General features: G+C 42.9%; 25 protein-coding genes and 1 pseudogene. 11 read left to right on the forward strand and 15 right to left on the reverse strand.

Annotated features, from left to right (window positions below; genetic code table 11):
• Positions 1–13: 13 nt before the first annotated feature.
• The 3 genes from L3V25_RS14860 to L3V25_RS14870 all read right to left on the reverse strand — a co-directional run bounded on the left by L3V25_RS14860 (position 14) and on the right by L3V25_RS14870 (position 2,503).
• Positions 14–598 (reverse strand): YhgN family NAAT transporter, encoded by a 585-nt coding sequence (locus tag L3V25_RS14860; RefSeq protein ID WP_237296266.1) that lies wholly within the window; start codon positions 596–598, stop codon positions 14–16.
• A gap of 91 nt (positions 599–689) precedes the next feature.
• Positions 690–1,316 (reverse strand): lysoplasmalogenase family protein, encoded by a 627-nt coding sequence (locus L3V25_RS14865; protein WP_237296267.1) that lies wholly within the window; start codon positions 1,314–1,316, stop codon positions 690–692.
• 815 nt (positions 1,317–2,131) lie between these two features.
• On the reverse strand, positions 2,132–2,503 hold the full coding sequence (locus tag L3V25_RS14870) for a DUF4145 domain-containing protein (protein WP_237296268.1): 372 nt from the start codon (positions 2,501–2,503) through the stop codon (positions 2,132–2,134).
• A 177-nt stretch (positions 2,504–2,680) separates the two neighbouring features.
• Here L3V25_RS14870 and L3V25_RS14875 point away from each other — a divergent pair, with 177 nt between their 5' ends.
• Entirely contained in the window at positions 2,681–3,013 is a 333-nt protein-coding gene (locus L3V25_RS14875) for a DUF2500 domain-containing protein (protein ID WP_144389001.1), read from the forward strand.
• A 20-nt stretch (positions 3,014–3,033) separates the two neighbouring features.
• Here the strand turns inward: L3V25_RS14875 and L3V25_RS14880 are convergent, their stop codons facing one another.
• On the reverse strand, positions 3,034–4,092 hold the full coding sequence (locus tag L3V25_RS14880) for an acyltransferase (RefSeq protein ID WP_237296269.1): 1,059 nt from the start codon (positions 4,090–4,092) through the stop codon (positions 3,034–3,036).
• Positions 4,093–4,307: 215 nt separating this feature from the next.
• On the opposite strand from L3V25_RS14880, the gene L3V25_RS14885 reads away from it, so the two are divergent.
• Both L3V25_RS14885 and L3V25_RS14890 read left to right on the forward strand, forming a co-directional pair.
• Positions 4,308–5,291, forward strand: coding sequence for an alpha/beta fold hydrolase (locus L3V25_RS14885; RefSeq protein ID WP_237296270.1), 984 nt, complete (start codon positions 4,308–4,310; stop codon positions 5,289–5,291).
• Between the two features lie 115 nt (positions 5,292–5,406).
• Positions 5,407–6,240 carry a Cof-type HAD-IIB family hydrolase gene (locus tag L3V25_RS14890; protein ID WP_237296271.1) on the forward strand — a complete coding sequence of 278 codons (834 nt, stop codon included), beginning with the start codon at positions 5,407–5,409 and terminating at the stop codon, positions 6,238–6,240.
• Positions 6,241–6,315: 75 nt separating this feature from the next.
• On the opposite strand, the gene L3V25_RS14895 is transcribed toward L3V25_RS14890, so the two are convergent.
• On the reverse strand, positions 6,316–6,768 hold the full coding sequence (locus tag L3V25_RS14895) for an EVE domain-containing protein (protein WP_237296272.1): 453 nt from the start codon (positions 6,766–6,768) through the stop codon (positions 6,316–6,318).
• 120 nt (positions 6,769–6,888) lie between these two features.
• Between L3V25_RS14895 and L3V25_RS14900 the strand changes: the two genes are divergently transcribed.
• Both L3V25_RS14900 and L3V25_RS14905 read left to right on the forward strand, forming a co-directional pair.
• Entirely contained in the window at positions 6,889–7,929 is a 1,041-nt protein-coding gene (locus L3V25_RS14900) for a hypothetical protein (protein ID WP_237296273.1), read from the forward strand.
• Positions 7,930–7,964: 35 nt separating this feature from the next.
• Entirely contained in the window at positions 7,965–8,588 is a 624-nt protein-coding gene (locus L3V25_RS14905; RefSeq protein WP_237296274.1) for a DTW domain-containing protein, read from the forward strand.
• Positions 8,589–8,620: 32 nt separating this feature from the next.
• Here the strand turns inward: L3V25_RS14905 and L3V25_RS14910 are convergent, their stop codons facing one another.
• The 7 genes and pseudogenes from L3V25_RS14910 to L3V25_RS14940 form a co-directional block, all read right to left on the reverse strand.
• Positions 8,621–8,926 (reverse strand): NIPSNAP family protein, encoded by a 306-nt coding sequence (locus L3V25_RS14910; protein WP_237296275.1) that lies wholly within the window; start codon positions 8,924–8,926, stop codon positions 8,621–8,623.
• A gap of 112 nt (positions 8,927–9,038) precedes the next feature.
• Positions 9,039–9,773: a 5-amino-6-(5-phospho-D-ribitylamino)uracil phosphatase YigB gene (gene yigB / locus L3V25_RS14915; RefSeq protein ID WP_237296276.1), complete on the reverse strand. Its 735-nt coding sequence runs from the start codon at positions 9,771–9,773 to the stop codon at positions 9,039–9,041.
• Positions 9,774–9,810: 37 nt separating this feature from the next.
• Positions 9,811–10,752, reverse strand: a complete 942-nt coding sequence (gene xerC / locus L3V25_RS14920; RefSeq protein WP_237296277.1) for a tyrosine recombinase XerC — start codon at positions 10,750–10,752, stop codon at positions 9,811–9,813.
• Complete coding sequence (locus L3V25_RS14925; protein ID WP_237296278.1) at positions 10,742–11,476, reverse strand: DUF484 family protein; 735 nt, start codon at positions 11,474–11,476, stop codon at positions 10,742–10,744. The genes xerC and L3V25_RS14925 overlap by 11 nt, the downstream gene beginning before the upstream one ends.
• Positions 11,477–11,525: 49 nt before the next feature.
• Positions 11,526–12,356, reverse strand: coding sequence for a diaminopimelate epimerase (gene dapF, locus L3V25_RS14930; protein ID WP_027695091.1), 831 nt, complete (start codon positions 12,354–12,356; stop codon positions 11,526–11,528).
• A gap of 64 nt (positions 12,357–12,420) precedes the next feature.
• On the reverse strand, positions 12,421–13,674 hold the full coding sequence (gene lysA, locus L3V25_RS14935; protein WP_237296279.1) for a diaminopimelate decarboxylase: 1,254 nt from the start codon (positions 13,672–13,674) through the stop codon (positions 12,421–12,423).
• Between the two features lie 152 nt (positions 13,675–13,826).
• Positions 13,827–13,984: pseudogene (locus L3V25_RS14940) on the reverse strand (lipoprotein); the annotation flags it as partial.
• Between the two features lie 27 nt (positions 13,985–14,011).
• On the opposite strand from L3V25_RS14940, the gene cyaY reads away from it, so the two are divergent.
• The gene (cyaY, locus tag L3V25_RS14945) at positions 14,012–14,326 is read left to right on the forward strand and encodes an iron donor protein CyaY (protein ID WP_027695089.1); all 315 of its coding nucleotides are present in this window, start codon (positions 14,012–14,014) and stop codon (positions 14,324–14,326) included.
• Positions 14,327–14,587: 261 nt separating this feature from the next.
• Positions 14,588–14,836, forward strand: coding sequence for a sulfurtransferase TusA (gene tusA, locus L3V25_RS14950; RefSeq protein WP_027695088.1), 249 nt, complete (start codon positions 14,588–14,590; stop codon positions 14,834–14,836).
• A 61-nt stretch (positions 14,837–14,897) separates the two neighbouring features.
• Here tusA and L3V25_RS14955 read toward each other — a convergent pair whose 3' ends face one another.
• Both L3V25_RS14955 and L3V25_RS14960 read right to left on the reverse strand, forming a co-directional pair.
• Entirely contained in the window at positions 14,898–15,134 is a 237-nt protein-coding gene (locus L3V25_RS14955) for a hypothetical protein (RefSeq protein WP_237296280.1), read from the reverse strand.
• Between the two features lie 74 nt (positions 15,135–15,208).
• A complete protein-coding gene (locus tag L3V25_RS14960) occupies positions 15,209–15,757 on the reverse strand; it encodes a manganese efflux pump MntP family protein (RefSeq protein ID WP_237296281.1) in 549 nt (182 codons plus the stop codon).
• A gap of 193 nt (positions 15,758–15,950) precedes the next feature.
• On the opposite strand from L3V25_RS14960, the gene glyQ reads away from it, so the two are divergent.
• The 4 genes from glyQ to L3V25_RS14980 all read left to right on the forward strand — a co-directional run bounded on the left by glyQ (position 15,951) and on the right by L3V25_RS14980 (position 21,527).
• Positions 15,951–16,886, forward strand: coding sequence for a glycine--tRNA ligase subunit alpha (glyQ, locus tag L3V25_RS14965; protein WP_237296282.1), 936 nt, complete (start codon positions 15,951–15,953; stop codon positions 16,884–16,886).
• Between the two features lie 2 nt (positions 16,887–16,888).
• Positions 16,889–18,955: a glycine--tRNA ligase subunit beta gene (gene glyS / locus L3V25_RS14970; RefSeq protein ID WP_237296283.1), complete on the forward strand. Its 2,067-nt coding sequence runs from the start codon at positions 16,889–16,891 to the stop codon at positions 18,953–18,955.
• A 146-nt stretch (positions 18,956–19,101) separates the two neighbouring features.
• Positions 19,102–20,130: a potassium channel family protein gene (locus L3V25_RS14975; protein WP_237296284.1), complete on the forward strand. Its 1,029-nt coding sequence runs from the start codon at positions 19,102–19,104 to the stop codon at positions 20,128–20,130.
• 146 nt (positions 20,131–20,276) lie between these two features.
• The gene (locus L3V25_RS14980; RefSeq protein WP_237296285.1) at positions 20,277–21,527 is read left to right on the forward strand and encodes a valine--pyruvate transaminase; all 1,251 of its coding nucleotides are present in this window, start codon (positions 20,277–20,279) and stop codon (positions 21,525–21,527) included.
• 90 nt (positions 21,528–21,617) lie between these two features.
• On the opposite strand, the gene L3V25_RS14985 is transcribed toward L3V25_RS14980, so the two are convergent.
• Complete coding sequence (locus L3V25_RS14985; RefSeq protein ID WP_237296286.1) at positions 21,618–22,055, reverse strand: Hsp20 family protein; 438 nt, start codon at positions 22,053–22,055, stop codon at positions 21,618–21,620.
• Between the last annotated feature and the right edge of the window lie 28 nt (positions 22,056–22,083).

Consider the following 22,083-nt stretch of genomic DNA (forward strand, 5'->3'; position numbering starts at 1 on the left):
GAAAATTAATTATTTAACCTAAATACTGTTTCAGCCCATCTAAGAACATTTGCGTCGACATCATCACCAATAACAGCCCCATTAAACGCTCAATCGCTTTTAGGCCCTTTTCACCCAAAATCCGGTGGAAGAAGTTATAGAACATCAAGATCAAAAAGGTGCCGCCCCAGGCGAGGAATACCGCAATCGACCAATCCAACATACGATCCGGTGATTGAGTCGATAACAATAATAAAGAAGCAATCACAGAAGGACCTGCAATCATAGGGATCGCCATAGGCACAAAAAACGGTTCTTCACCGGCCGCCAATCCAACGACACCGCCAGGTTGTGGGAAGATCATTCGAATTGCGATTATAAATAAGATCAAACCACCCGAAATACTCAAGGTTTCCGCTTTGACATGCAAAAAGCCTAAGATGGATTTACCTGCATATAAAAAGAGCAACAAGATCACTAAAGCAAATAACAGCTCGCGCACCAATACAATACGGCGACGTTTCGGCTCTAGATGCTTCAAGATAGAAAGAACGACCGGTAGGTTACCAAGCGGGTCCATGATCAGAAACAGCATCACTGCTGCTGATAAAATTTCCATAAAAAATCCACTTTAAATAATAAGATGATGCGCTGTTAATGTGGCGCGTGGTTGGTGAAACCCACCAGCTATCGACTCAAATTAGCGAACATTACTTCAAGACAGTTGGCGCAATAATCAAAATATGGGCACTAAAATAACAACATAAGATCCAAGCATAAGAGTGTTTAAACGGCTTTCTAAAATAATGAAGAGCCCAAATCAATACCGTGAGAGCAAGCAATAGAGCCCCGAACAAACTACTCATATCCAGCAAGGTTCGGTTGGCATGCCAAAGCTCACCAGCGGCCCATAACATCTGCCATAAAATCAAAGCCACCATAGAAGCCTGAATCGCAAAGCTATCCAATAATGGCAGTACCAATAAGAAAGCGACCACCACTAATGCAAACGTAGGAATCGCCACCGCCCAACTCAATGCATTCACTTGGAACCAAAAATCTAAGCTGTAACAAAGGCAAGCAATGGAGAAAAAACATAACTGAAGATTTCTATATTTAGGGGCGAGCTCTTCTACCCCATAACATAAGGTAAAAAAGAGTAGTGCAGAAAGCGATAGTAACCACGCTGAGTGGCTAAGATCGTGTTGCAACAACAGACTACCAATCAAACCAATGAAAAGTAATAACTTGGAAACAGACAACCATTTAGGTTGCTCAAGCTTTATAAACACAAGCATGGGGAGCAATAAAAACCCCATCAATAGCCAATACCACATGCGTTTCCCCTTTCAATTTATCAACTTAGTGTAGAGAGAGGCTCCCAGAAGGTAAAGGTGAAAATGGCCAAGCTTAGACAAGCGGCGATCTGGATTATCGCCACCCTAATCAATAACCCAATAAAACAAGCATAAAGGGTTCAAATCCCACTCTAATAGATAAAAAGAAAGCTTTTATAGAACAAAAAATGAGCAATCATATAAAATCGATATATAACAATATGTTAAAACATAAAAATCAGCATTAAAAGTAACCAAGTAGTAAATAAAAATAATCTATTGCCAACTAAGTCAATATATCCCCCCTAAAGATGATAATAACTCTCAACACCTTTAAAAATCCCACCGACTATTCAAGTTAAACGATTAAACCTAGGGTCGTAGATTCTAGCGACCAAAATTATAAGTTTAAAAAAACAAAACTATTAAAAAACCAAAAAACCACACTTAATCAATTAAAATCAATACTTTACATAAAAACCAATAGCACCATAAATGAAACTATGATTTTCAAAAATAAAAACAAAAATATTTAATGGTCACAATGAGCGATTTTTCTGACACTAAACTTACATTTATAGGGCGATATCAAATAGATCTAGATCAACTGCATTTTTTTTGTTATATTAGCTGCATATCTAATCAACCAGAAGGAAGTTTTCACATGACAACATCTCAAAGACAAGGATTGGTATTGATTGCAGTAATGGTTGGTTTAATGACTCTACCAATGATTTCTTAATCAAATACTAAAACAAAAAAGGACGCTATTAGCGTCCTTTTTTGTTTCTATTCAACAGGTTAATTTGGTTTTATTACAAATTTAAATGATGAGCCACCACATCCCAGTGAATCGAATAAAATAAAATCGCACCTAGTGTCATTGCCAGCATTAGCACAATAGCCACTCCCCAAATAAAACGACCACTTCTTGGTGTCAGTTCCTTTTCACACTCAATACACGCCTGAATAAAAGCTGCGGTTGATTCCGGATCAACCTCATCATCATCGAGTAATTGTTGACGACTTTGAGCGATTAAATGAATTCTTTGAGCAACATCATGAGGCAAACGCGTCACGCAACTTTCGGTCAACTCAATTAAGCCTTGCCCTTTAGCATGATACTGCTCTCTCAATAAACGTTCTAAACGACGAGTATGTAAAACTACTTTTTCAATATCGGACACTCTACACACCTCTTAGCCACGAATCATATATAAGAATAAGCCAACATCAGCCCTATAAAACTAGTTATATGTCGACAAAAACGAGACTGGATCACGATTTATTCTATTAGGTTAGGTAATATCTAGCCTACCTTGGGTAATATCTACTGTAAAATTAATTATTTAGGATGTATCACAATGCCAATCACTTTATTAATTAGCCTTATTTTACTTATCGGACTGGCTGCATGGATGTACCGCCAATTCCATAAAAAGCACAACTTAGGGCTAGATGCACCTGAACAAAAAGTCAAAGTGATGGTTATTGATAAACAAACCATCGACATACCTGAAGCTCAACCGGGCCAAGAAGATCAAGAGCATTGGATTTATGTACAAAAACTTCCTGTCGGCCCGAAGCGAGAATTTAAAGTGGGTATCCACTACTACAGCGCATTAAACCCTGGAGATAAAGGCACACTCACTTATCAAGGCGATAAATTCCTTCACTTTGCTCTATTAAGAGAATAATCCCCATTCAACTACTCATCTTAAGACTTGCTTACCACAGGCAGTAACCAGCAAGTCTTATTAGAGCGAGTAATTAACCAGCTTAACCCCAACGATCCTGCGCCACTCAGCACTACCCAAACTGGAATCACCCAAATTGGATGGCCTTGATACCAACCATACGTTTTCATCGGCCACAGAAAAAGTGGATGCAAGATATATACCCCTAAACTGTGATCGCTAATAAAGCCAATCACTCGCTTCGCCTTACCTACAATAAACTCACCAAAGTAACGAGCTAGCATAAATATCATTGTAGCCGCTAATACGGTATTCAAGGTTTTATAAGAAAGCCAACGCCCGACTGTGTACTCACCGACTTCAACGCTATCTGTTATCACCGAAAACCCAGTCACCAATAATGCAGCTACGCCCAATACTGTTAGTCCCATCACAAGCGATTTATCTAACGATAGTTTTTGATAGCAGACATAACCCAATAATAAATAGCCACTATATAAATAATATTGATTACTCCATAGGCCATCAAAACTCAGTAAATAAAAGGTAGTGGTCATTAGCCACAGCATCACCAAGATAAACAGCCCAGTGTTATCAATTTTTTGCACTAAAACTTGCAAGAAAGGAGCAACGAAATATAACGGAAGGAAATAATAGAAAAATCCAAGGTGGTAGTAGGTTGCATGATGAAAACTATCCGCTAACACCGAGGAAGCAAGTTCACCATCAAAGCCATTGATTCCCCAACCAGAAAGATAAGCATAAAACAACGACCAAATTAAAAAGGGGACGAGTACTTTGCCAAATCGACGTTGCAGGTAATATTTGGCATCAAATGGACGACGATCACTTAATAACAAAGCACCAGAAATCATAATGAATACAGGTACTGCCCAACGAGAAACGCTATTGAGGCTTACCGCGGTGACCCATTGATTAAAAGGAATCACTCCCAACTCATGGCGATAAGGGGCAAGCACATGAATGGCGATAACAAAAATAGCCGCTACGCAGCGCAGTAAATCAAAGAAGAAAACCCTTGGCTGAGTAGGTTGGGTTGGTTGGCTAACTTGCGGCATAAAGTGTCACTCCATGGTTACTTTATCCATCTACCATAAAGCAACAATAACAGCATAGCTATAACCTGACCAAAACTTAACCTATTGTTACGTCATCAGTGCGTCATATTTAAAACCATAAAATGACCAACTAAAATAGCTAAGAAATCGCTACGGAAGACAAACAAAAAGTGGCATAGTTGAACGAACACTACAGAGTAAAGATTAAGCTGAATATGATTGAGCACAACAAAGATTGGCAACGTGAACAAGAACTGATCGAGTTTTCACAACAAACCTTAACCCCATTTTGGCAATCCCGAAATGAAGGATTTATTGAAGGCCAACAGGGCAAGCGATTGTACTGGGTGTCTTTCACTCGTCCAGAAAACACCAAAGTCATTTTATTGGTCAATGGCCGGATTGAGAGTGTTTATAAGTATCAAGAAGTGTTTTGGGATCTGGTTGAACAAGGTTATGACGTTTATTCTTACGACCACCGTGGACAAGGCATGTCAGAACGCTGCTGCGCCGATAAACAAATCGGCCATGTTGAGCATTTCGACTACTACATTAAAGATATGCACCATGTGGTCGAAGCGTTTGATTTCAGCCGCTATCAAAAACGCTTCATTTTGGCTCACTCTATGGGCGGAGCCATTTCAACCCGTTATCTGCAAACTCATCCAAGCCATCATTTTGATGCCATTGCGTTCAGTGCGCCAATGATCGGCATTCAAATGCAATGGTATCTGCGCCCGATTTCTGGCCCGCTGACCAAATGGATGTCATCTCGTAGCCCAGATCCAATTTATGCGCCGGGACAAAAACCGTATTATAACAAACCATTTGAAACCAACGATCTGACCCACAGCGCACTGCGTTACCAATGGTTCCGCGGCTTATATGAGCAACAACCCGAAATTCAGCTCGGTGGCGTCAGCACTCACTGGGCGCATCAATCACTAATCGCGGCCAAACTCTGTGGTAAAGAAGCGCATAAGTTGAATTTACCGGTACTCTTGATGCAAGCCAGTCAAGATACCGTCGTCGATAACAGCGCACAAAAACGTTTCATCAACAAGATCAACAAAACCAAGCCGGGGTTAGCGCAATTGGCAATAATACAAGGCGCTCGCCACGAATTGTTTTTTGAAACCGATGAACTCCGCAGCCAGGCTCTTACTCAATGCCTGAATTTTTTTGCTCAGCAATCTTAATTCCTAGGGCCTTTAATAGATAAAAGAGGAAATGAACTATGCAAGCTTTACCCTCTTTTTTCCTATTAAATTAACGTAAACTATTCCTGTTTTTAAATGATTCTATAGAGGCAATATGTCAAACCACACGCTTTCTCAACCTGCTCTACAAGATGTGCATATTGTTGCATCGGATTTAGATGGCACGCTATTGTTGCCCGATCACACCTTAGGTGAATTCACCAAGCAAACCCTGAAGAAGCTACATGAACAAGGCATGACGTTTATTTTTGCCACAGGTCGCCATCATGTTGATGTGGAAAGCTTCCGCGCCAGTGCGGGCATTCCGGCTTATATGATCACGTCTAATGGCGCGCGCGTTCATTCGCCAGATAATGAATTGTTGTACAGCAAAAACCTGCCTGAAGATGTGATTCAGCCGATTGTCGATATCATCAAACAAGATCCAGACCACCGCATTCATATCTATCGCAGCAATGATTGGCTGACGGATAAAGAAGATCTGAAACTCAGCAAGCATCACCAAGAGTCTGGCTTTAATTATTCATTATTCGATACTGATAACGCGCCAACTGAAGACATTGCTAAGTTATTCTTTACTCATACCGATCATGATCATTTAGCCGCTTACGAACAGCAGCTAAAAGAACAATTTGGCGACCGTATCAGCATTGCCTTCTCAACGCCTTGGTGTTTAGAAATGATGGCACCTAATGTGTCAAAAGGGGATGCACTATTAGCTGTGGCCAACAAGCTAGGCAAAGAACTTGAAAACTGCATTTCGTTTGGCGACGGTATGAATGATGTAGAAATGCTAGCCGCAGCGCATAAAGGTTTAATCATGGGCACCGCTCACGACAAAGTAATGAAAGCGCTACCAAACAATGAAATCATTGGTAACAGCATCGACGAAGCCGTCGCGCATTACCTAGAAGATCACTTGTTGTAATACCTAGTTCAACAAGTAACTGAATCAAAAATGGCAGCTCAATTCCGCTGCCATTTTTTTATCACTACAAGTAACCTACTCTTTAACTAAAATCGTCTGCCATTCAAATTCACTCACCGGCATGATCGACAAACGATTTCCTCTTTTCACCAAAGGCATATTTTCCAACTCGGGCATGGCTTTCATTTCCGCCAAACTAATAATGCGGCTGGTTTTACGAACAAATTCAATATCCACCATTACCCATCGTGGGTTACTCGGATCAGACTTAATATCAAAATAAGGGCTTTCTGGATCAAATTGAAAGTGATCTGGGTATGCGCCTTTCACCACTTTGGCGATGCCAGCTACGCCGATCTTTTTGCAAGAAGAATGGTAGATCAAAACCTCATCACCTACTTTCACTTCATCACGCAACATATTACGGGCTTGATAATTGCGGACTCCCTCCCAACACGCGACATTTTGCACTCGCAAAGTATCAATCGAAAAAGTGTCGGGTTCAGTTTTAAATAACCAATATGCCATAATGAACCTTCTGTTTTGCTGTCAGTCTACTAAGTGACCTGAAATTACTTGGCTATACAAAGAAATAACCAGCGTTAAATAAATCATTTGGTTGCGTACCATTAAGGAATAAAAAATACCATGAAGGCTTATACAATCCCATTGAGTTTTTCTGCACTATTGTTACTAAGTGCATGTTCCAGCCAACCGGATGAACCGCAACTACTGGCGCAAAGTGAGCCGATTGAAATGGCCAGCAGCGAAGCTCAGTCTTCTGCACATAATGACATTTCAGAGCAAGATTTCATTTTAGCTAGCCAACAACAAGCCAAAGACAAGCTAGCCGAGCAATTCGTGGGGACTTATCAAAGCCAGCCTAGCAACGGTTTAACCACCAGATTAGTACTGAATGCCGACCACACCGCGACTACCCATTATGATTATCAAAATGGTGATAAAAGCCTAGTTGAAACGGGTTATTGGCAACAACAAAATCAGCAAGTGCATGTGTTAATGACTCAACATGAAGACACTCAAATGAAAGCGCTGAGAGTGTTTACCGTCGATGGTTTTCAACTCAAAGCCCACAAAGAAATCATCAATGGTGGCGAATATAACCTAGGTACGGATGGCTTAACGCTGCAAAAAATGAAAGTCGAAACCACTATGGTCGAAGCGGGAGCCAAAAGCACTCAAGGCCCAGTTGATGCGTTAGCGTTCGCGAGCATTAAAGGCAGCAATCAATACGATGCCAAAGTCGATGCCACCTTACGTCAATACTTTAAGGACCACCGTACCGATCCAGAAAACAACCGTTATCGCTGGCTCACTTACGATATTAACAACGACCAACAACCTGAATTATTTATCTTAACCGACTGGTGTGGCTCCGGCGGTTGCACCCTCTTAATGTTTGAAAATCATAATGATGAATGGCGCTTTAACAGCCGTATCACTCAAATCCGCACGCCGATTCAAGTTAGCAATTATCATCACTTTGGCTGGCGTGATTTAATTATTCCAGTGAGTGGCGGCGGCGCCAAAGCAGCCTATCACGCCATGGAATACACCGGTGTCAGCTACCCGATTAATGCCTCTACTGCGCCAGTAAGCGATAAAAAAGGCAACGTCACGCTATTCTCCGATAACATCAGTGCAGCGCAGCAAGGGATAAAAATGTAGACTAAACTCGTTTTCAACTATTCAGCAGAGCCAGTATGTCACAGCAAAGCACTACTCACACCACAGCATGCCCACGTTGTGGTTTACGTTATCAATGTATTTGCACTCACCGTCCTATACTCGATAGCACCACGCAGATTGCTCTACTGACGCATCCAAATGAAACTCAACGCGCCACCAACACCGGAAAACTTCTCACCCATAGCTTATCTAATTGCCAAGTGCATATTTGGGATCGCGTTAACCCGCCAGCAGAGCTAGTAAAACAAATTACCGAACAACCAAGTTATTTATTGTTTCCAAGTGAAGAGGCGATTGAAGTGAGTGAGTTACAGGCTTCGATAAACACCCATGAGAGCCGAAACTCACCATTATTTATTATCTTGGATGGCACCTGGCAAGAAGCAAAGAAAATGCTCAATAAAAGCCCGTGGCTGCAAGCCTTGCCGAAAGTAATGCTATCAAGTGAACAAACGTCGAACTACCGCCTACGTCGCAATCAAGAAGCGGGAAATCTATGTACTTGTGAGGTTGGAATATCGCTGTTGCAGCAACGAGAACCACACAAGGACTTTTCATCACTACAACAGTATTTTGAGTTGTTTTTAAAGGTGTATGAGGCGGATAGGCAGCATTTGATTTACGATTTTCGTGACTAGGGCGCTTCGCTGCTCGGCGCTCGATCTACCTTTTAATCCAAAACAGGTCGAAAAAAACTACGTTCATAGCTGATGATACAATCGACTTTTTCTGCATACTCAAACGCTTTTATGCAATCCTCATCTTGCATCGATTTTATACGATAATCTTCATAAGCGGATAAGCTTTCAAAAGTAAATAAAGCGAGTGCAATATTGTTCGCCCCCTCTGATGGCAAAAAATAGCCGTTATGTTGCCCACCAAACTTTTCTACCAATGGAATCCACATTTTGGCATAAGTTTCAAACTCATTAACCTTCTTAGGATCGATAACGTAGCGAACATAACAAGTAATCACGGTATTGAACTCCTTTCAATCAATAATATTAAGCCAGATAAACGACTCGGATCTCGCAGCGAAGCGTTCTCGCCACTCGCGACCTTTTCCGAGCCACGAGAAGCAAAGCGCCCTAGCTACGAGACTCGATAAAAACCAACAAATCCTCAAGCGCGGTGATCTCCACATCCGGCAGTACTCGGCCATAATCTTCATGTTTAAGTGATTTGTGATAATCATTAATCCAGCAGGCTTGCATGCCAACGTATTTCGCTCCTGCGACATCAGAAATCAGGTTATCACCTACATGCAAAACATGTTCAGCAGGCAAGCCGAGATGTGCTAATGCGGTTTCAAACATTTGAGCATAGGGTTTTGCCCAACCATCTGGGCCGGCGTTAAGCACCAAATCAAAGTACTCACCCAACCCAATTTTATCCGGGTTGACGTTGCCGTTGGTGATCGCAATCAGCGGCATTTGCTGTTTAAGCTTCGCCATCACGTGGTGGGTCATTGGTGGTACTTCAATTTGATGACGCCAAATAACCACTTGATCCATCGCCGATTTAGCTGCTTGAGAAGCTTTTGGATCATCGTAACCCAAATGGATTAATCCCTGCCGAATTTGCTGAAAACGCCATTCAGAAACATCACTTTGTAAAAATGGCGTCTGCTCGGCTAGTTTGAATTTCAACAAGCGCCATTCTTGATGACTCATGTTTTGGCTGATCGGGTGATGTTGATGCATCCAGTCTGCGGTCTTTTGCTCAAGGCCGACAATCACAGGATGGTTATCATAGAGGGTATCGTCTAAATCAAACGTCATGGCTTTAATGGTGGGAATATTGCGATAAAAGCGTAATGACATAGGTGGCTCCTAGTTTGATTTAGTGTGGAATAAAGGGTTAATCGTCCGATTCAGAGTTGGATGGCGCGCGATTCTTCTTCGCCCTAGGGTGCGCGTTATCGTAAACCTTAGCTAAGTGTTGGAAATCTAAGCTAGTGTAAATTTGGGTAGTCGAGATATTTTCATGACCCAGTAGTTCTTGCACCGCTCTTAAATTACCGCTTGATTCCAACATGTGAGTGGCAAATGAGTGACGCAATTTATGCGGGCTAATATGGCTAGAGACGCCTTGCTTAATGCCCCATTCTTCCATACGTTTTTGCACATTACGGTGAGAGATACGAGTGCCACGTTTGGAGACAAATAACGCTGGCTCTTCTTCATTGGCCAGACTAGAGCGTACTTGCAACCAACGGTCTAACCATTGTTTGGCTTGGCCAGAAAACGGCGCTTTACGTTCTTTATTACCTTTACCGATCACGCGAATTTCACCAACACTAAGCTGTACATGATTGATATCAATGCTAACTAATTCGGCTAGACGTAGACCTGCGCCGTACATCAATTCCATAATAGCGCGATCGCGAATCGAAAGTGGGTCATCGTCATTCATTTCCAGCAACTGACCAACCGAATCGATATCAAGGTTTTTAGGTAAAGGGCGTTTTTTCTTCGGCGCTGATACGCCTTTAGCAGGGTTAGCGGTTAACTCATCAATTGAAATAAGGTAATCAAAGAAACTGCGTAAAGATGATAAACGCGTGCCAATGCTGCTGGCTTTCAATCCTTCGCGCATCCCTTTGGTGGTCAACTGTCTTACCCAAGCGGCGTCGACTTGCTGCCATTCGGTAATACCCATATCAATCAGTTGTTGAGTCATAATGGTTAACTGACGCTGATAGTTAGCTTGAGTATGGGCGCTTAAGCCTCTTTCATGATGCAAATAATCATAAAAGCGTTGTAGTGATCTCGCTAAGCTAGCAGGAAAATTAGGATTCATTGGCGCAGCTTAAGGTTTCTAGCTCGCTCGATTCCATTTGTTCATCAAGCAGCTGAACCATAAAAGTGACTAATTCGGTCAAGTGGCGCAAAAACAAGGTGTCCATTTCAGGCTGAAAATGACCGCCTTCTTGACTAGAAAAAGCCAATAAGCCCAATTTTTTACTATGCGCAGCCAAAGGCAAAACCACATAAGAGCCTAATTCGGACATCTCATTGTTAGCAAAACGATCACCGCCAAATAACGCATAACGGTCTTGGCGATTTAAACGACCAAGGTAAGCATCTTTACCATTTAAGTGATTGGTGGCAAATCTCTGGTAGGTGTCGCGCGATAACTGCCAATTTGAATTAACGTTATCAAGCTGTGTGTGATCAAGTAATAAAAGGTGTGATTTCAAACCGATCTTGCGGCTATATTGCATAATTTCTTGATCAAGCGCTTCGATAGTTTGACAAGCCAGTAACGACTTTTGCAGATCCATTAGTTGATGGAAAGTGCGATCGTTTTTGGCTGCCAAAGACATCATTTGCGTAATGTCTTCTTCAAGTTCTTCGATACGCTGACGTTGACGGCGCATTTGCACTTCAACCAAAGAAACCGCCCCTTGCTGCTGATGGGAAATGGCTAAGCGGTCCACCAGCTCAGGACGATGTAAAAAGAAATCAGGATTATCTTTTAAATATTCTGCTACCGTTTCGGCAGTCAAATGATCCGCTTGCATCACTCACTCTATGTTTGAAATGTATTGTTAACTATATGGCTATCTAAATTTAGCAGCTAATTTGTCCGTCATAAACATGCGCCACAGGGCCTGTCATGTATAGCGGTTTGCCTTGACCTTGCCAGAAAATACGCAGCTTACCGCCAGGCAATTGTACTGTCACTTCTTGATCGAGTACCCCTTGGTCAATACCGATTGCAACCGCCGCACAGGCACCGCTACCACAAGCTTGAGTTTCACCCGCGCCACGCTCATACACTCGTAGCTTAACGTTTTGACGATCAATAATTTGCATAAAGCCGGCATTCACTCGCTCAGGAAAACGCTCATGAGATTCCATTAACGGGCCGATGTTATCGACATCAAAGGTATCGACATCTTCAACAATCGTCACCACATGTGGGTTACCCATGCTGACTGCGCCACAAAATAATGTGTGTTCACCTGCACGTAAAATATAGGTCTTTTCCGCTTGTTTTGCTTTAAAAGGTATTTTGCTTGGCTCAAAAATTGGCTGACCCATGTTAACGGTCACTGAGTCTAAGCTTTCCACTTTAAGCACCATGCGACCTTTTTTGGTACTGACATTAATGCTGTATTTATTGGTGAGCCCTTTCATGCGTACAAAGCGGGCAAAACAGCGCGCGCCGTTACCACATTGCTCTACTTCGCTGCCATCGGCATTAAAGATACGGTAATGAAAGTCAGTTTCTGGATCATAGGGCGCTTCTACCACCAACAATTGATCAAAACCGACACCAGTATGGCGATCGGCCAAACGGCGGATCAGATCAGGTGAAAAGAAGATGTTTTGAGTAATACAATCGACCACCATAAAGTCATTACCCAAACCGTGCATTTTAGAAAAATGGAAATGCATATCGCCTCATTAATTCAAATAAAACGCCCTAACGAAACTAACGTTAGGGCGTAAGCTGTTATATTTATTCTGGTAGGATATTTTCCAATTCCCACAAGCTGCTCAACTCTTCTCGCTGACGTACAAGGTGAGCAACAGAGCCATCCACCATCACTTCAGCGGCGCGAGTACGAGTATTGTAGTTAGAAGACATCACAAAACCATAAGCACCCGCAGAGCGTACTGCTAGTAAATCGCCTTCTTCTAGCACTAACTCGCGGTCTTTACCTAAGAAATCACCGGTTTCACAAATTGGGCCAACTAAATCATAAGTAGCAGGCTGACCTTGACGAGGCGCTACCGGCACAATATCCATCCAAGCTTGGTACAAAGCAGGACGAATCAAATCATTCATTGCCGCATCAATCACCGCAAAGTTTTTATGCTCGGTAGGTTTTAGTAGTTCTACCTTAGTCAGTAGTACACCCGCATTCGCCGCAATGGCACGTCCCGGTTCAAACACTAGCTCTAAATGGCCGTGATTTTCTAAGCGAGATAATAAAGCTTTGGCATATTCAGACGGTTGTGGCGGTAATTCATCACGATAAACCACACCTAAACCACCACCAACATCAAGGTGACGAATATTAATGCCTTGCTCAGTCAGTTGGTCGATCAGCGCAAGTAAGCGATCAGTCGCATCGATAAACGGCGCAAGGTCGGTTAATTGAGAACCAATGTGGCAATCAATGCCTTGTACATCGAGGTTTTCTAAACTTTGCGCAAATTTATACACTTGTGGCGCACGATCAAACGCAATACCAAATTTGTTATCACGTAAACCGGTCGAAATATAAGGGTGGGTATGTGCATCAACATCTGGGTTAATACGCAAAGAAATCGGAGCAATCACACCAAGCTCACCGGCGACTTTATTTAAGCGCTCAAGCTCAGGTTCAGATTCCACATTAAAGCACTTAATACCAAGCTCTAACGCGCGCTTCATTTCAGCGCTGGTTTTGCCTACCCCAGAAAACACTACTTTTTTCGGATCGCCACCAGCAGCAATCACGCGTTCAAGTTCACCACCAGACACGATATCAAAGCCAGAACCTAAACGAGCCAGTACATTAAGCACACCAATGTTCGAATTGGCTTTCACGGCATAACAAACTAAATGCGGGTGATCGGCAACCGAGGAATCAAATGCCTTCCAATGGCGCTCTAATGTGGCACGAGAATACACATAAAGTGGTGTGCCATGTTGTTGTGCCAATTGCGTAAGAGAGACGTCTTCAGCCCAAAGCTGACCATCATCCTGATAATTAAAAAAATCCAATGTTCTCTTCCTTATTCTGCGTCTTGAGCCTCTGCAGGCTGAGTCGATTCTGTCGCGGGTTCTGGTTGATCCGTTTCCACAGGTTTAACAGTCACGGTTCCGCCATCTGCACCTGAAATAGAAACCTCACCAGTATTAACCGGAGCTGGCTCTTCATCTGGCAAGTAAAGTGGCCCAGTTTGACCACAACCGGCCAAGCCAAGTACGGTTAACGCAAGTAAGCTAAAAGTTATTTTTTTCATCGTGATATCGTGATTAATGATTCAATGCCCCCTATAATCGCACCACACACAAGAAAAGCAATAGCCAAGCTATCTCAACCAATAGGATGAAACCAATGAACGATACGGAATTCCACCAATTAGTCGATATTCAGATGACGCAAATTGAAGAAGCGATTGATGATTCTGGCGCAGATATTGATTATGACGTGTCAGGTAATGTGATGACACTCGAATTTGAAGACCGTAGCCAAATCATTATTAACCGCCAAGAGCCAATGCATGAAATCTGGTTGGCTTCAAAATCTGGTGGTTATCACTTTAAATATAATGATGGTGAGTGGATTTGCTCAAAAACTGGCGCAGAACTTTTCAGCCTAGTGAAAACCGAATGTGAAAAACACGCCAACGAAACCATTGAGTGGGCGTAACGTCTCAAGGTTTAAAAACAGAAGAAAAAAGAAAACCGCTATTCGTGGATATTCGAATAGCGGCAGCAAAATAAGCTAGTTAAGATAGATTCAGATTGGAAGCAGGAGTTAGTCCATTCCATCAATAGGAATACATTGAACTCTCACCATTAACACTAGTAAATAAAACTCGCTTTACTAAATCCCGATTGCCTTTTTTTTCTCCATCAGTATTATCTCGGTTCATTTTTCGTCACACATCACACTAAGAGTTAAACGGTTATGTCATTCGATCCTAAAAATGCCAGTAAAACATTGGATGCCCTAGGCTTGCGCTGCCCAGAGCCAGTGATGATGGTAAGAAAGACGATTCGTACCATGCAAGATGGCGAAATATTATTAATCACCGCCGATGATCCATCGACCACTCGTGATATTCCTAGCTTTTGCCGCTTTATGGACCACCAGCTATTACAAGCTAGCACTGACGACCTACCATACCAGTTCGTGATCAAAAAAGGCTTAAACTAAATATCCTTAACCAAGAATAGACCGCGGTAATATTTAAGTACTTTATTGAATGACTTCTAAGTTACTTATGCTCAAACCGAGTTAATCGCACCGTCAGCTCGGTGAGTTGTTTCTTCATTGGAATGATGTAGAGAATACGGATCCAAGACTCAACCGCCAACCCGGCTAAAATAATCGCACCCGCCACCATCGGCAGCCACATATCGGTGATCATCATACCAATTAAGGTTAAGGCCAAACCAAAGGTAAATAAGTAACTTTGGCTCTTTGGGGTCATACCTGCGTAACGTGTCAACATCGCATCACCTCACTATTAATAGGGTCTATAAATAGTATAGTGACAAGCATGACAAATGGATGAATTAAAGATCACTAAACCAATAAAAACTTAAATGCGATTCCTATCAATACCAAACCACCTAACAGTTCCGCCTTACTTTCCAACCAAGTACCGCTTTTACGGCCAATAAACACCCCAAGAAAACTAAACAAGAAAGTAACAATACCAATCAAAGCACAGGCCAAGAACGGGTCGACATCAAGCAGCGGCAAACTAAAACCCGCCGCCATCGCATCGACACTGGTGGCAATTGCCAGAGTTAACATGACTCGGTGAGTGATCTGACAAAAATCTTCTTCAATACCCTCGACAAACGACTCATAAATCATCTTGCCGCCAATAAACAATAACAACACAAAGGCGATATAAGGCGCATAACCTTCTACCCAACCTAGTACACCATGGCCACCTAAAAAGCCGATAAATGGCATCAGTGCTTGCGCCACCCCAAAGTACACCCCAGCCTTTATCGATAATGCAGTCGGCTTATTGGTTTGGCCAACTAATTTTGCACCTAAACCAATCGAAACCGCGAACGCATCCATGCTTAATGCTAACGCTAAAAATAAAACATCCCACATTGCTTATTACTCACATTTATATTTTTCGCCGTTAATGGCTTTTTGTCGCAAAAGGATATAAGTTCCCCGCTTTTCATTCAATCAATAAAGCCTTTACTGCAATAGTAGATTGAGGGTAATACATGAACTCGCTATACTGAGGAACTATTTTTTTTCAATTAAAATCGCGCGAACTGAGTAGGCAAATAAAGTTATGCAAAAATACGACGTCAAAACCTTTCAAGGGATGATCCTCGCGCTGCAGGATTATTGGGCCCAAGTCGGCTGTACCATTGTTCAACCTTTAGATATGGAAGTAGGCGCAGGCACCTCTCACCCGATGACCTGCCTTCGCGCGATTGGTCCAGAGCCAATTGCTACCGCTTACGTACAACCATCACGCCGTCCAACCGATGGCCGTTACGGTGAAAACCCGAACCGTCTGCAACACTATTACCAATTCCAGGTCATCATCAAGCCGTCTCCTGACAACATTCAAGAGTTGTACCTAGGCTCATTAGAAGTCCTTGGCATTGACCCACTTATTCACGATATCCGTTTCGTGGAAGATAACTGGGAAAACCCAACACTAGGCGCATGGGGCTTAGGCTGGGAAGTATGGCTAAACGGTATGGAAGTGACTCAGTTTACCTACTTCCAACAAGTGGGTGGCCTAGAGTGTAAGCCTGTTACAGGTGAAATCACTTACGGCATCGAACGTCTTGCCATGTACATTCAAGGTGTGGATTCAGTATACGACCTAGTTTGGACTGATGGCCCACTAGGTAAAGTAACTTACGGTGATATCTTCCACCAAAATGAAGTAGAGCAATCGACTTACAACTTCGAACACGCTGATGTGGATTTCCTATTTAGCTTCTTTGACCAATGTGAAAAAGAATGTCTGCACTTACTTGAGCTTGAAAAGCCTCTACCGCTTCCAGCTTACGAGCGCATTCTTAAAGCTGGTCACGCATTCAACTTGCTTGATGCACGTAAAGCCATTTCGGTGACTGAACGTCAACGCTACATCTTACGCATTCGTAACTTAACTAAAGCGGTTGCAGAGGCTTATTATGCTTCTCGTGAGGCGCTTGGGTTCCCAATGTGTAAAAACGATGATGTGAAAAGCAAAGGCGAGGAGAAGTAATCATGGCGAAGAATTTCCTAATTGAACTCGGTACGGAAGAGCTACCACCAACACAACTTCGCACTTTAGCTGAAGCATTCGCCAGCAATTTTGAAGCGGAATTAAAAGAGGCTGATCTAGAGCATCAAGGCGTAAAATGGTACGCAGCACCTCGTCGTTTGGCTTTAAAAGTCAGCGAACTTGCTGAAAGCCAACAAGACAAAATCGTTGAAAAGCGTGGTCCTGCGATCGCTCAAGCCTTTGATGCCGATGGTAATCCAACTAAAGCGGCTCAAGGTTGGGCACGTGGTAATGGCATTACCGTTGAACAAGCAGACCGTTTAAAAACCGACAAAGGTGAATGGCTACTTTACAAACAAGAAGTCAAAGGCCAAGCGGTTAAAGATTTAGTGGTCGACATGGCAGCCAAAGCATTAGCGAATCTACCGATTGCCAAGCCAATGCGTTGGGGTGATAAAGAAACTCAATTTATCCGCCCAGTAAAAACGCTAACTATCTTGTTTGGTGAAGAGCTTATCCAAGGTGAAATCCTAGGTGTGGCTTCTGATCGCATTATTCGTGGTCACCGCTTTATGGGTGAGCGTGAGTTTACTATCGATAACGCGGACCAATACCCAACATTACTGGCTGAAAAAGGCAAAGTAATGGCCGATTACGAAGAACGTAAAACAATTATCTTACGTGATTCACAAAAAGCGGCGGCAGCGGTTGGCGGTACTGCGGATCTAGAAGATGACCTAATCGAAGAAGTCACTTCTTTGGTTGAATGGCCAGTAGTATTAACCGCTAAGTTTGAAGAAGAGTTCTTAAAAGTGCCTTCTGAAGCTTTGGTTTACACTATGAAAGGCGACCAAAAGTACTTCCCTGTCTACGATGACAACAAGAAGCTACTACCTAACTTTATCTTCGTATCGAACATCGAATCAAAAGACCCTCGTCAAGTGATCGAAGGCAATGAGAAAGTGGTGCGTCCTCGTCTAGCGGATGCTGAGTTCTTCTTTAATACTGACCGTAAGCGCACGTTAGAATCGCACCTTCCTGAATTGGAAACAGCAATCTTCCAAAAGCAACTAGGTACGATCAAAGACAAGACCGACCGCATTACTGAATTGGCTGGCTTTATTGCTGAGCAAATCGGTGCTGACGTTGAGAAATCAAAACGCGCTGGCCTATTAGCCAAATGTGACTTGATGACATCTATGGTATTTGAATTCACCGACACTCAAGGTGTTATGGGCATGCACTACGCACGTCACGACGGTGAAGCCGAAGAAGTGGCAGTAGCACTAAACGAGCAATACATGCCTCGCTTTGCGGGTGATGACTTACCAAGCTCAGGTGTCGCTGCGTCAGTGGCTATGGCAGATAAACTGGATACACTGGTTGGTATCTTCGGTATTGGCCAAGCACCAAAAGGTTCAGATCCATTTGCACTACGTCGTGCCTCTTTAGGTATTCTACGCATTATCGTAGAGAAAGGTTACAACCTAGACCTAACGGTTCTGATCGCAAAAGCCAAAGAACTTCTTGGTGATAAACTGACTAACGCGAATGTTGAATCTGACGTATTAGACTTCATGCTAGGCCGTTTCCGCGCTTGGTATCAAGATGAAGGCTTTAGCGTTGATATCATTCAAGCGGTATTGGCACGTCGCCCGACTAAACCTCTTGATTTCGACCAACGTGTGAAAGCGGTATCTCACTTCCGTGGTCTAGATGCAGCTGAAGCACTTGCCGCCGCCAACAAACGTGTGGGTAATATCCTAGCCAAATTCGATGGTGAGCTAAGCGCTGACATCGATCTGACTCTATTACAAGAAGATGCTGAAAAAGCCCTGGCAGAAAACGTTGAAGTAATGACCGAAGCACTAGAGCCGGCCTTTGCAAACGGCGACTATCAACAAGCGCTAAGCAAGTTGGCAGACCTTCGTGAGCCGGTTGATGCTTTCTTCGATAACGTGATGGTTATGGCAGACGATGAAGCACTGAAGAAAAACCGTCTGACTATGCTGAACAACCTGCGTAACTTGTTCTTGCAGATCGCGGACATCTCTTTACTGCAAAAATAGACGTTATTGCAAAAATAAGCATGAGAATTAATCGGTAACAAAACATCGCTTTGTTAACTGATTAAAAGTATTAAGATTAAGCCCAAGCTATACTCAATGTAGCTTGGGCTTTTTTATGGCCATCATTTAGAAAGGATTCGACTCTAGTGCCAATATTGCAGTTATTACATCGCTGGATAACCGCTAAATTTAACCGCTTAACCGGGCAGAATTTACTGTTTGCCTTACTGGTTTATTTAACGATTTCATGGAGCCTGCTTTATCTCGCCAATGAGACGGCACTCACTCCCTTCGCAGATTTCATTTATTACATCATGGTGACGGGTTCTACCGTCGGTTATGGCGATATGTCACCACAAACCGAAATGGGAAAATGGGTCACCGCACTGTTTATTATTCCGGGCGGTGTTGGTTTATTCGCAATGGTGATCGGACGTTTGGCGACTAACGCTATTCAACTATGGAAAGCACGATTAATGGGGCACAGAAAAGTGAATGTAGAAAATCATATTTTAATTTTAGGCTGGAGCGAACAACGCACTCCTCATCTGATCGAAATGCTGTTACATGAAATCAAAAGCAATCATCAAGATATTGTTCTATGTTCGGCGCAACAAATTGAAAACCCCTTTCCTAGCAAGATCGAATTTGTTCATGTCAGCGCTTTCACTGATGAGCAAGACATGGCAAAAGCCGGAGTGAGCAAAGCCAAAACCATCATTATTGATCTCGATAGCGATAATGACATCATGGCCGCCGGTCTGAACTGTGCTAACGAAAATCCAGAAGCTCATATCGTCACCTACTTCCGCGATGCCCATTTAGGTACGCTACTCAAACAACACTGCAAAAACGTTGAATGTATTCCGTCTATTGCCTCAGAAATGATCGCTAAATCGGCTGTCGATCCGGGCTCTAGCCAATTGCATTATGAGCTAGTCAATAACGCCCTTGGCATGACCCAATACATGGTCAAATACCAAGGACAACCCACCAGCTTTAATACCGTTTTTTCTCGCTTTAAACAGCAATACGATGCGATTTTAATTGCAGTGAATCATGGTGATGGTTTAACCCTAAATCCGCCACTCGAACACACCATCAAACAAGATGACGTACTGGTGTATATCGCCGATGAGCGCATTACTGGGATAGATTGGAAAACCTTTATTTAATTCCTCGGACCACCTATCCACTAAAGCCATAAATGATTTTTATGGCTTTTTTGTTGCACGTGTTTATCGCTCCCTCTTTCTATCAACCACACAATCAGGTATGTTTCAGCATTCAATCGGTAACCGTAACGTTGGATGTAAAGGATATGCAGTTTTCTCAGTTTGGTGACAAGTTTAATCGCTACTCAGGCATTACCCAGTTAATGGATGATCTCAATGATGGGCTCCGCACTCCCGGTGCCATCATGCTCGGTGGAGGCAACCCAGCCGCCATTCCAGAAATGCTCGAGTACTTTAAACAAGCCAGCACTGACATGCTCAATAATGGTGAGCTGATCGCTGCCATGACCAACTACGATGGCCCGCAAGGCAAGAATGTGTTTATTCAAGCCTTAGCCGATTTGTTAAAGCAAACTTATGGTTGGGATATCAGCCCGAAAAACATCAGCCTGACCAACGGTAGTCAAAGCGCCTTCTTCTCACTGTTTAACCTGTTCGCAGGCAAACAAGCCGATGGTAGTCATAAGAAAATCCTACTACCTTTAGCGCCTGAATATATTGGTTACAGTGATGCAGGAATTGATGAAGATATATTTGTCTCTTATCACCCTGAAATCGAATTGCTGGATAATCGCATGTTTAAATACCATGTCGATTTTGAGCAAGTTCAGGTGGATGACTCAGTTGCCGCAATTTGTGCCTCTCGTCCCACCAACCCAACCGGTAATGTGCTCACCGATGAGGAAATCCGCAAGCTGGATAAGTTAGCCCGTGATAACAACATTCCGCTAATCATAGATAACGCTTACGGCACGCCTTTCCCTAATATTATTTTTGAAGACGTCACACCCTTTTGGAATGACAACACCATCTTGTGTATGAGCCTATCTAAACTGGGCTTACCCGGTGTGCGTTGCGGAATAGTGATTGCCAGTGAAGCCATGACCCAAGCGATGACCAACATTAATGGCATCATCAATTTAGCGCCTTGTAGTATTGGCCCAGCGATCGCGACTCATATGATCAAACAAGGGGATTTACTGCCATTAAGCGAAAATGTAATTAAGCCTTACTACCAACATAAAGCCCAACATGCGGTCGAGTTATTACAAAGTGCCATTCCCGACCCTAGCTTTAAAATCCATAAACCGGAAGGCGCGATCTTCTTATGGCTGTGGTTTGATGAACTGCCGATCACCACAATGGAACTCTACCAACGCTTAAAAGCTCGTGGCGTATTAATTGTTCCAGGAGAATATTTCTTCTTTGGACAAGATGATGAATGGGATCATGCTCATCAATGTTTACGTATGAACTACGTACAAAATGAGCAAGATATGCAGCGCGGTATCGAGATTATTGCCGAAGAAGTGAATAAGGCATATCAAGCAGACTAGCTTCAATAATATAAGCTTAATAACAAAAAGGGTGCCCAATTGGCACCCTTCTCTTCCTTTAATAGCTGACTAGATTAGCAATGTTCTAACTTACTGGTTTTCTAGCAGCTCTTTACCGTTAATCGCGATTTTACGTGGTTGCATCGCTTCTGGGATTTCACGTTCTAAATCGACGTGCAATAAACCATTTTCCATATTGGCACCCAACACTTTTACGTAGTCTGCGAGCTGGAATTTACGCTCAAAATCACGCTCTGCGATACCTTGATAAACGTAGTTTTTGCCTTCTTCCGGCTGACGTTCACCACGCACGATTAGCATGTTTTCATGCTGTGTAATATCAAGATGCTCTTCCGAGAAACCTGCTACTGCCATCGTAATACGGTAGTGGTTATCGTCTTTTTTCTCGATATTGTATGGAGGGTATCCGCCTGAGGTATTTTTGGCGTTATTGGTTTCCATTAGGTTTAATAAACGATCAAAACCAATGGCGTTACGGTATAAAGGTGAGAAGTCTACATTACGCATAATACTATCCTCTAATTTAAGCAATAGT

It is taken from the genome of Vibrio sp. CK2-1, from assembly GCF_021726515.1.
In the GTDB taxonomy this organism is placed as follows: Bacteria; Pseudomonadota; Gammaproteobacteria; order Enterobacterales; family Vibrionaceae; genus Vibrio.

Coding starts and splice junctions, on each gene's coding strand:
- L3V25_RS14875 (WP_144389001.1), top strand. CDS start 2,681: ATGCCAATCACTTTATTAATTAGCCTTATTTTACTTATCGGACTGGCT.
- L3V25_RS14880 (WP_237296269.1), bottom strand. CDS start 4,092: ATGCCGCAAGTTAGCCAACCAACCCAACCTACTCAGCCAAGGGTTTTC.
- L3V25_RS14860 (WP_237296266.1), bottom strand. CDS start 598: ATGGAAATTTTATCAGCAGCAGTGATGCTGTTTCTGATCATGGACCCG.
- xerC (WP_237296277.1), bottom strand. CDS start 10,752: ATGAATCCTAATTTTCCTGCTAGCTTAGCGAGATCACTACAACGCTTT.
- glyS (WP_237296283.1), top strand. CDS start 16,889: ATGGCGAAGAATTTCCTAATTGAACTCGGTACGGAAGAGCTACCACCA.
- L3V25_RS14890 (WP_237296271.1), top strand. CDS start 5,407: ATGTCAAACCACACGCTTTCTCAACCTGCTCTACAAGATGTGCATATT.
- L3V25_RS14885 (WP_237296270.1), top strand. CDS start 4,308: ATGATTGAGCACAACAAAGATTGGCAACGTGAACAAGAACTGATCGAG.
- L3V25_RS14865 (WP_237296267.1), bottom strand. CDS start 1,316: ATGTGGTATTGGCTATTGATGGGGTTTTTATTGCTCCCCATGCTTGTG.
- tusA (WP_027695088.1), top strand. CDS start 14,588: ATGTCATTCGATCCTAAAAATGCCAGTAAAACATTGGATGCCCTAGGC.
- L3V25_RS14980 (WP_237296285.1), top strand. CDS start 20,277: ATGCAGTTTTCTCAGTTTGGTGACAAGTTTAATCGCTACTCAGGCATT.
- L3V25_RS14905 (WP_237296274.1), top strand. CDS start 7,965: ATGTCACAGCAAAGCACTACTCACACCACAGCATGCCCACGTTGTGGT.
- L3V25_RS14985 (WP_237296286.1), bottom strand. CDS start 22,055: ATGCGTAATGTAGACTTCTCACCTTTATACCGTAACGCCATTGGTTTT.
- yigB (WP_237296276.1), bottom strand. CDS start 9,773: ATGTCATTACGCTTTTATCGCAATATTCCCACCATTAAAGCCATGACG.
- dapF (WP_027695091.1), bottom strand. CDS start 12,356: ATGCATTTCCATTTTTCTAAAATGCACGGTTTGGGTAATGACTTTATG.
- L3V25_RS14925 (WP_237296278.1), bottom strand. CDS start 11,476: ATGCAAGCGGATCATTTGACTGCCGAAACGGTAGCAGAATATTTAAAA.
- cyaY (WP_027695089.1), top strand. CDS start 14,012: ATGAACGATACGGAATTCCACCAATTAGTCGATATTCAGATGACGCAA.
- L3V25_RS14960 (WP_237296281.1), bottom strand. CDS start 15,757: ATGTGGGATGTTTTATTTTTAGCGTTAGCATTAAGCATGGATGCGTTC.
- glyQ (WP_237296282.1), top strand. CDS start 15,951: ATGCAAAAATACGACGTCAAAACCTTTCAAGGGATGATCCTCGCGCTG.
- L3V25_RS14895 (WP_237296272.1), bottom strand. CDS start 6,768: ATGGCATATTGGTTATTTAAAACTGAACCCGACACTTTTTCGATTGAT.
- L3V25_RS14955 (WP_237296280.1), bottom strand. CDS start 15,134: ATGTTGACACGTTACGCAGGTATGACCCCAAAGAGCCAAAGTTACTTA.
- L3V25_RS14900 (WP_237296273.1), top strand. CDS start 6,889: ATGAAGGCTTATACAATCCCATTGAGTTTTTCTGCACTATTGTTACTA.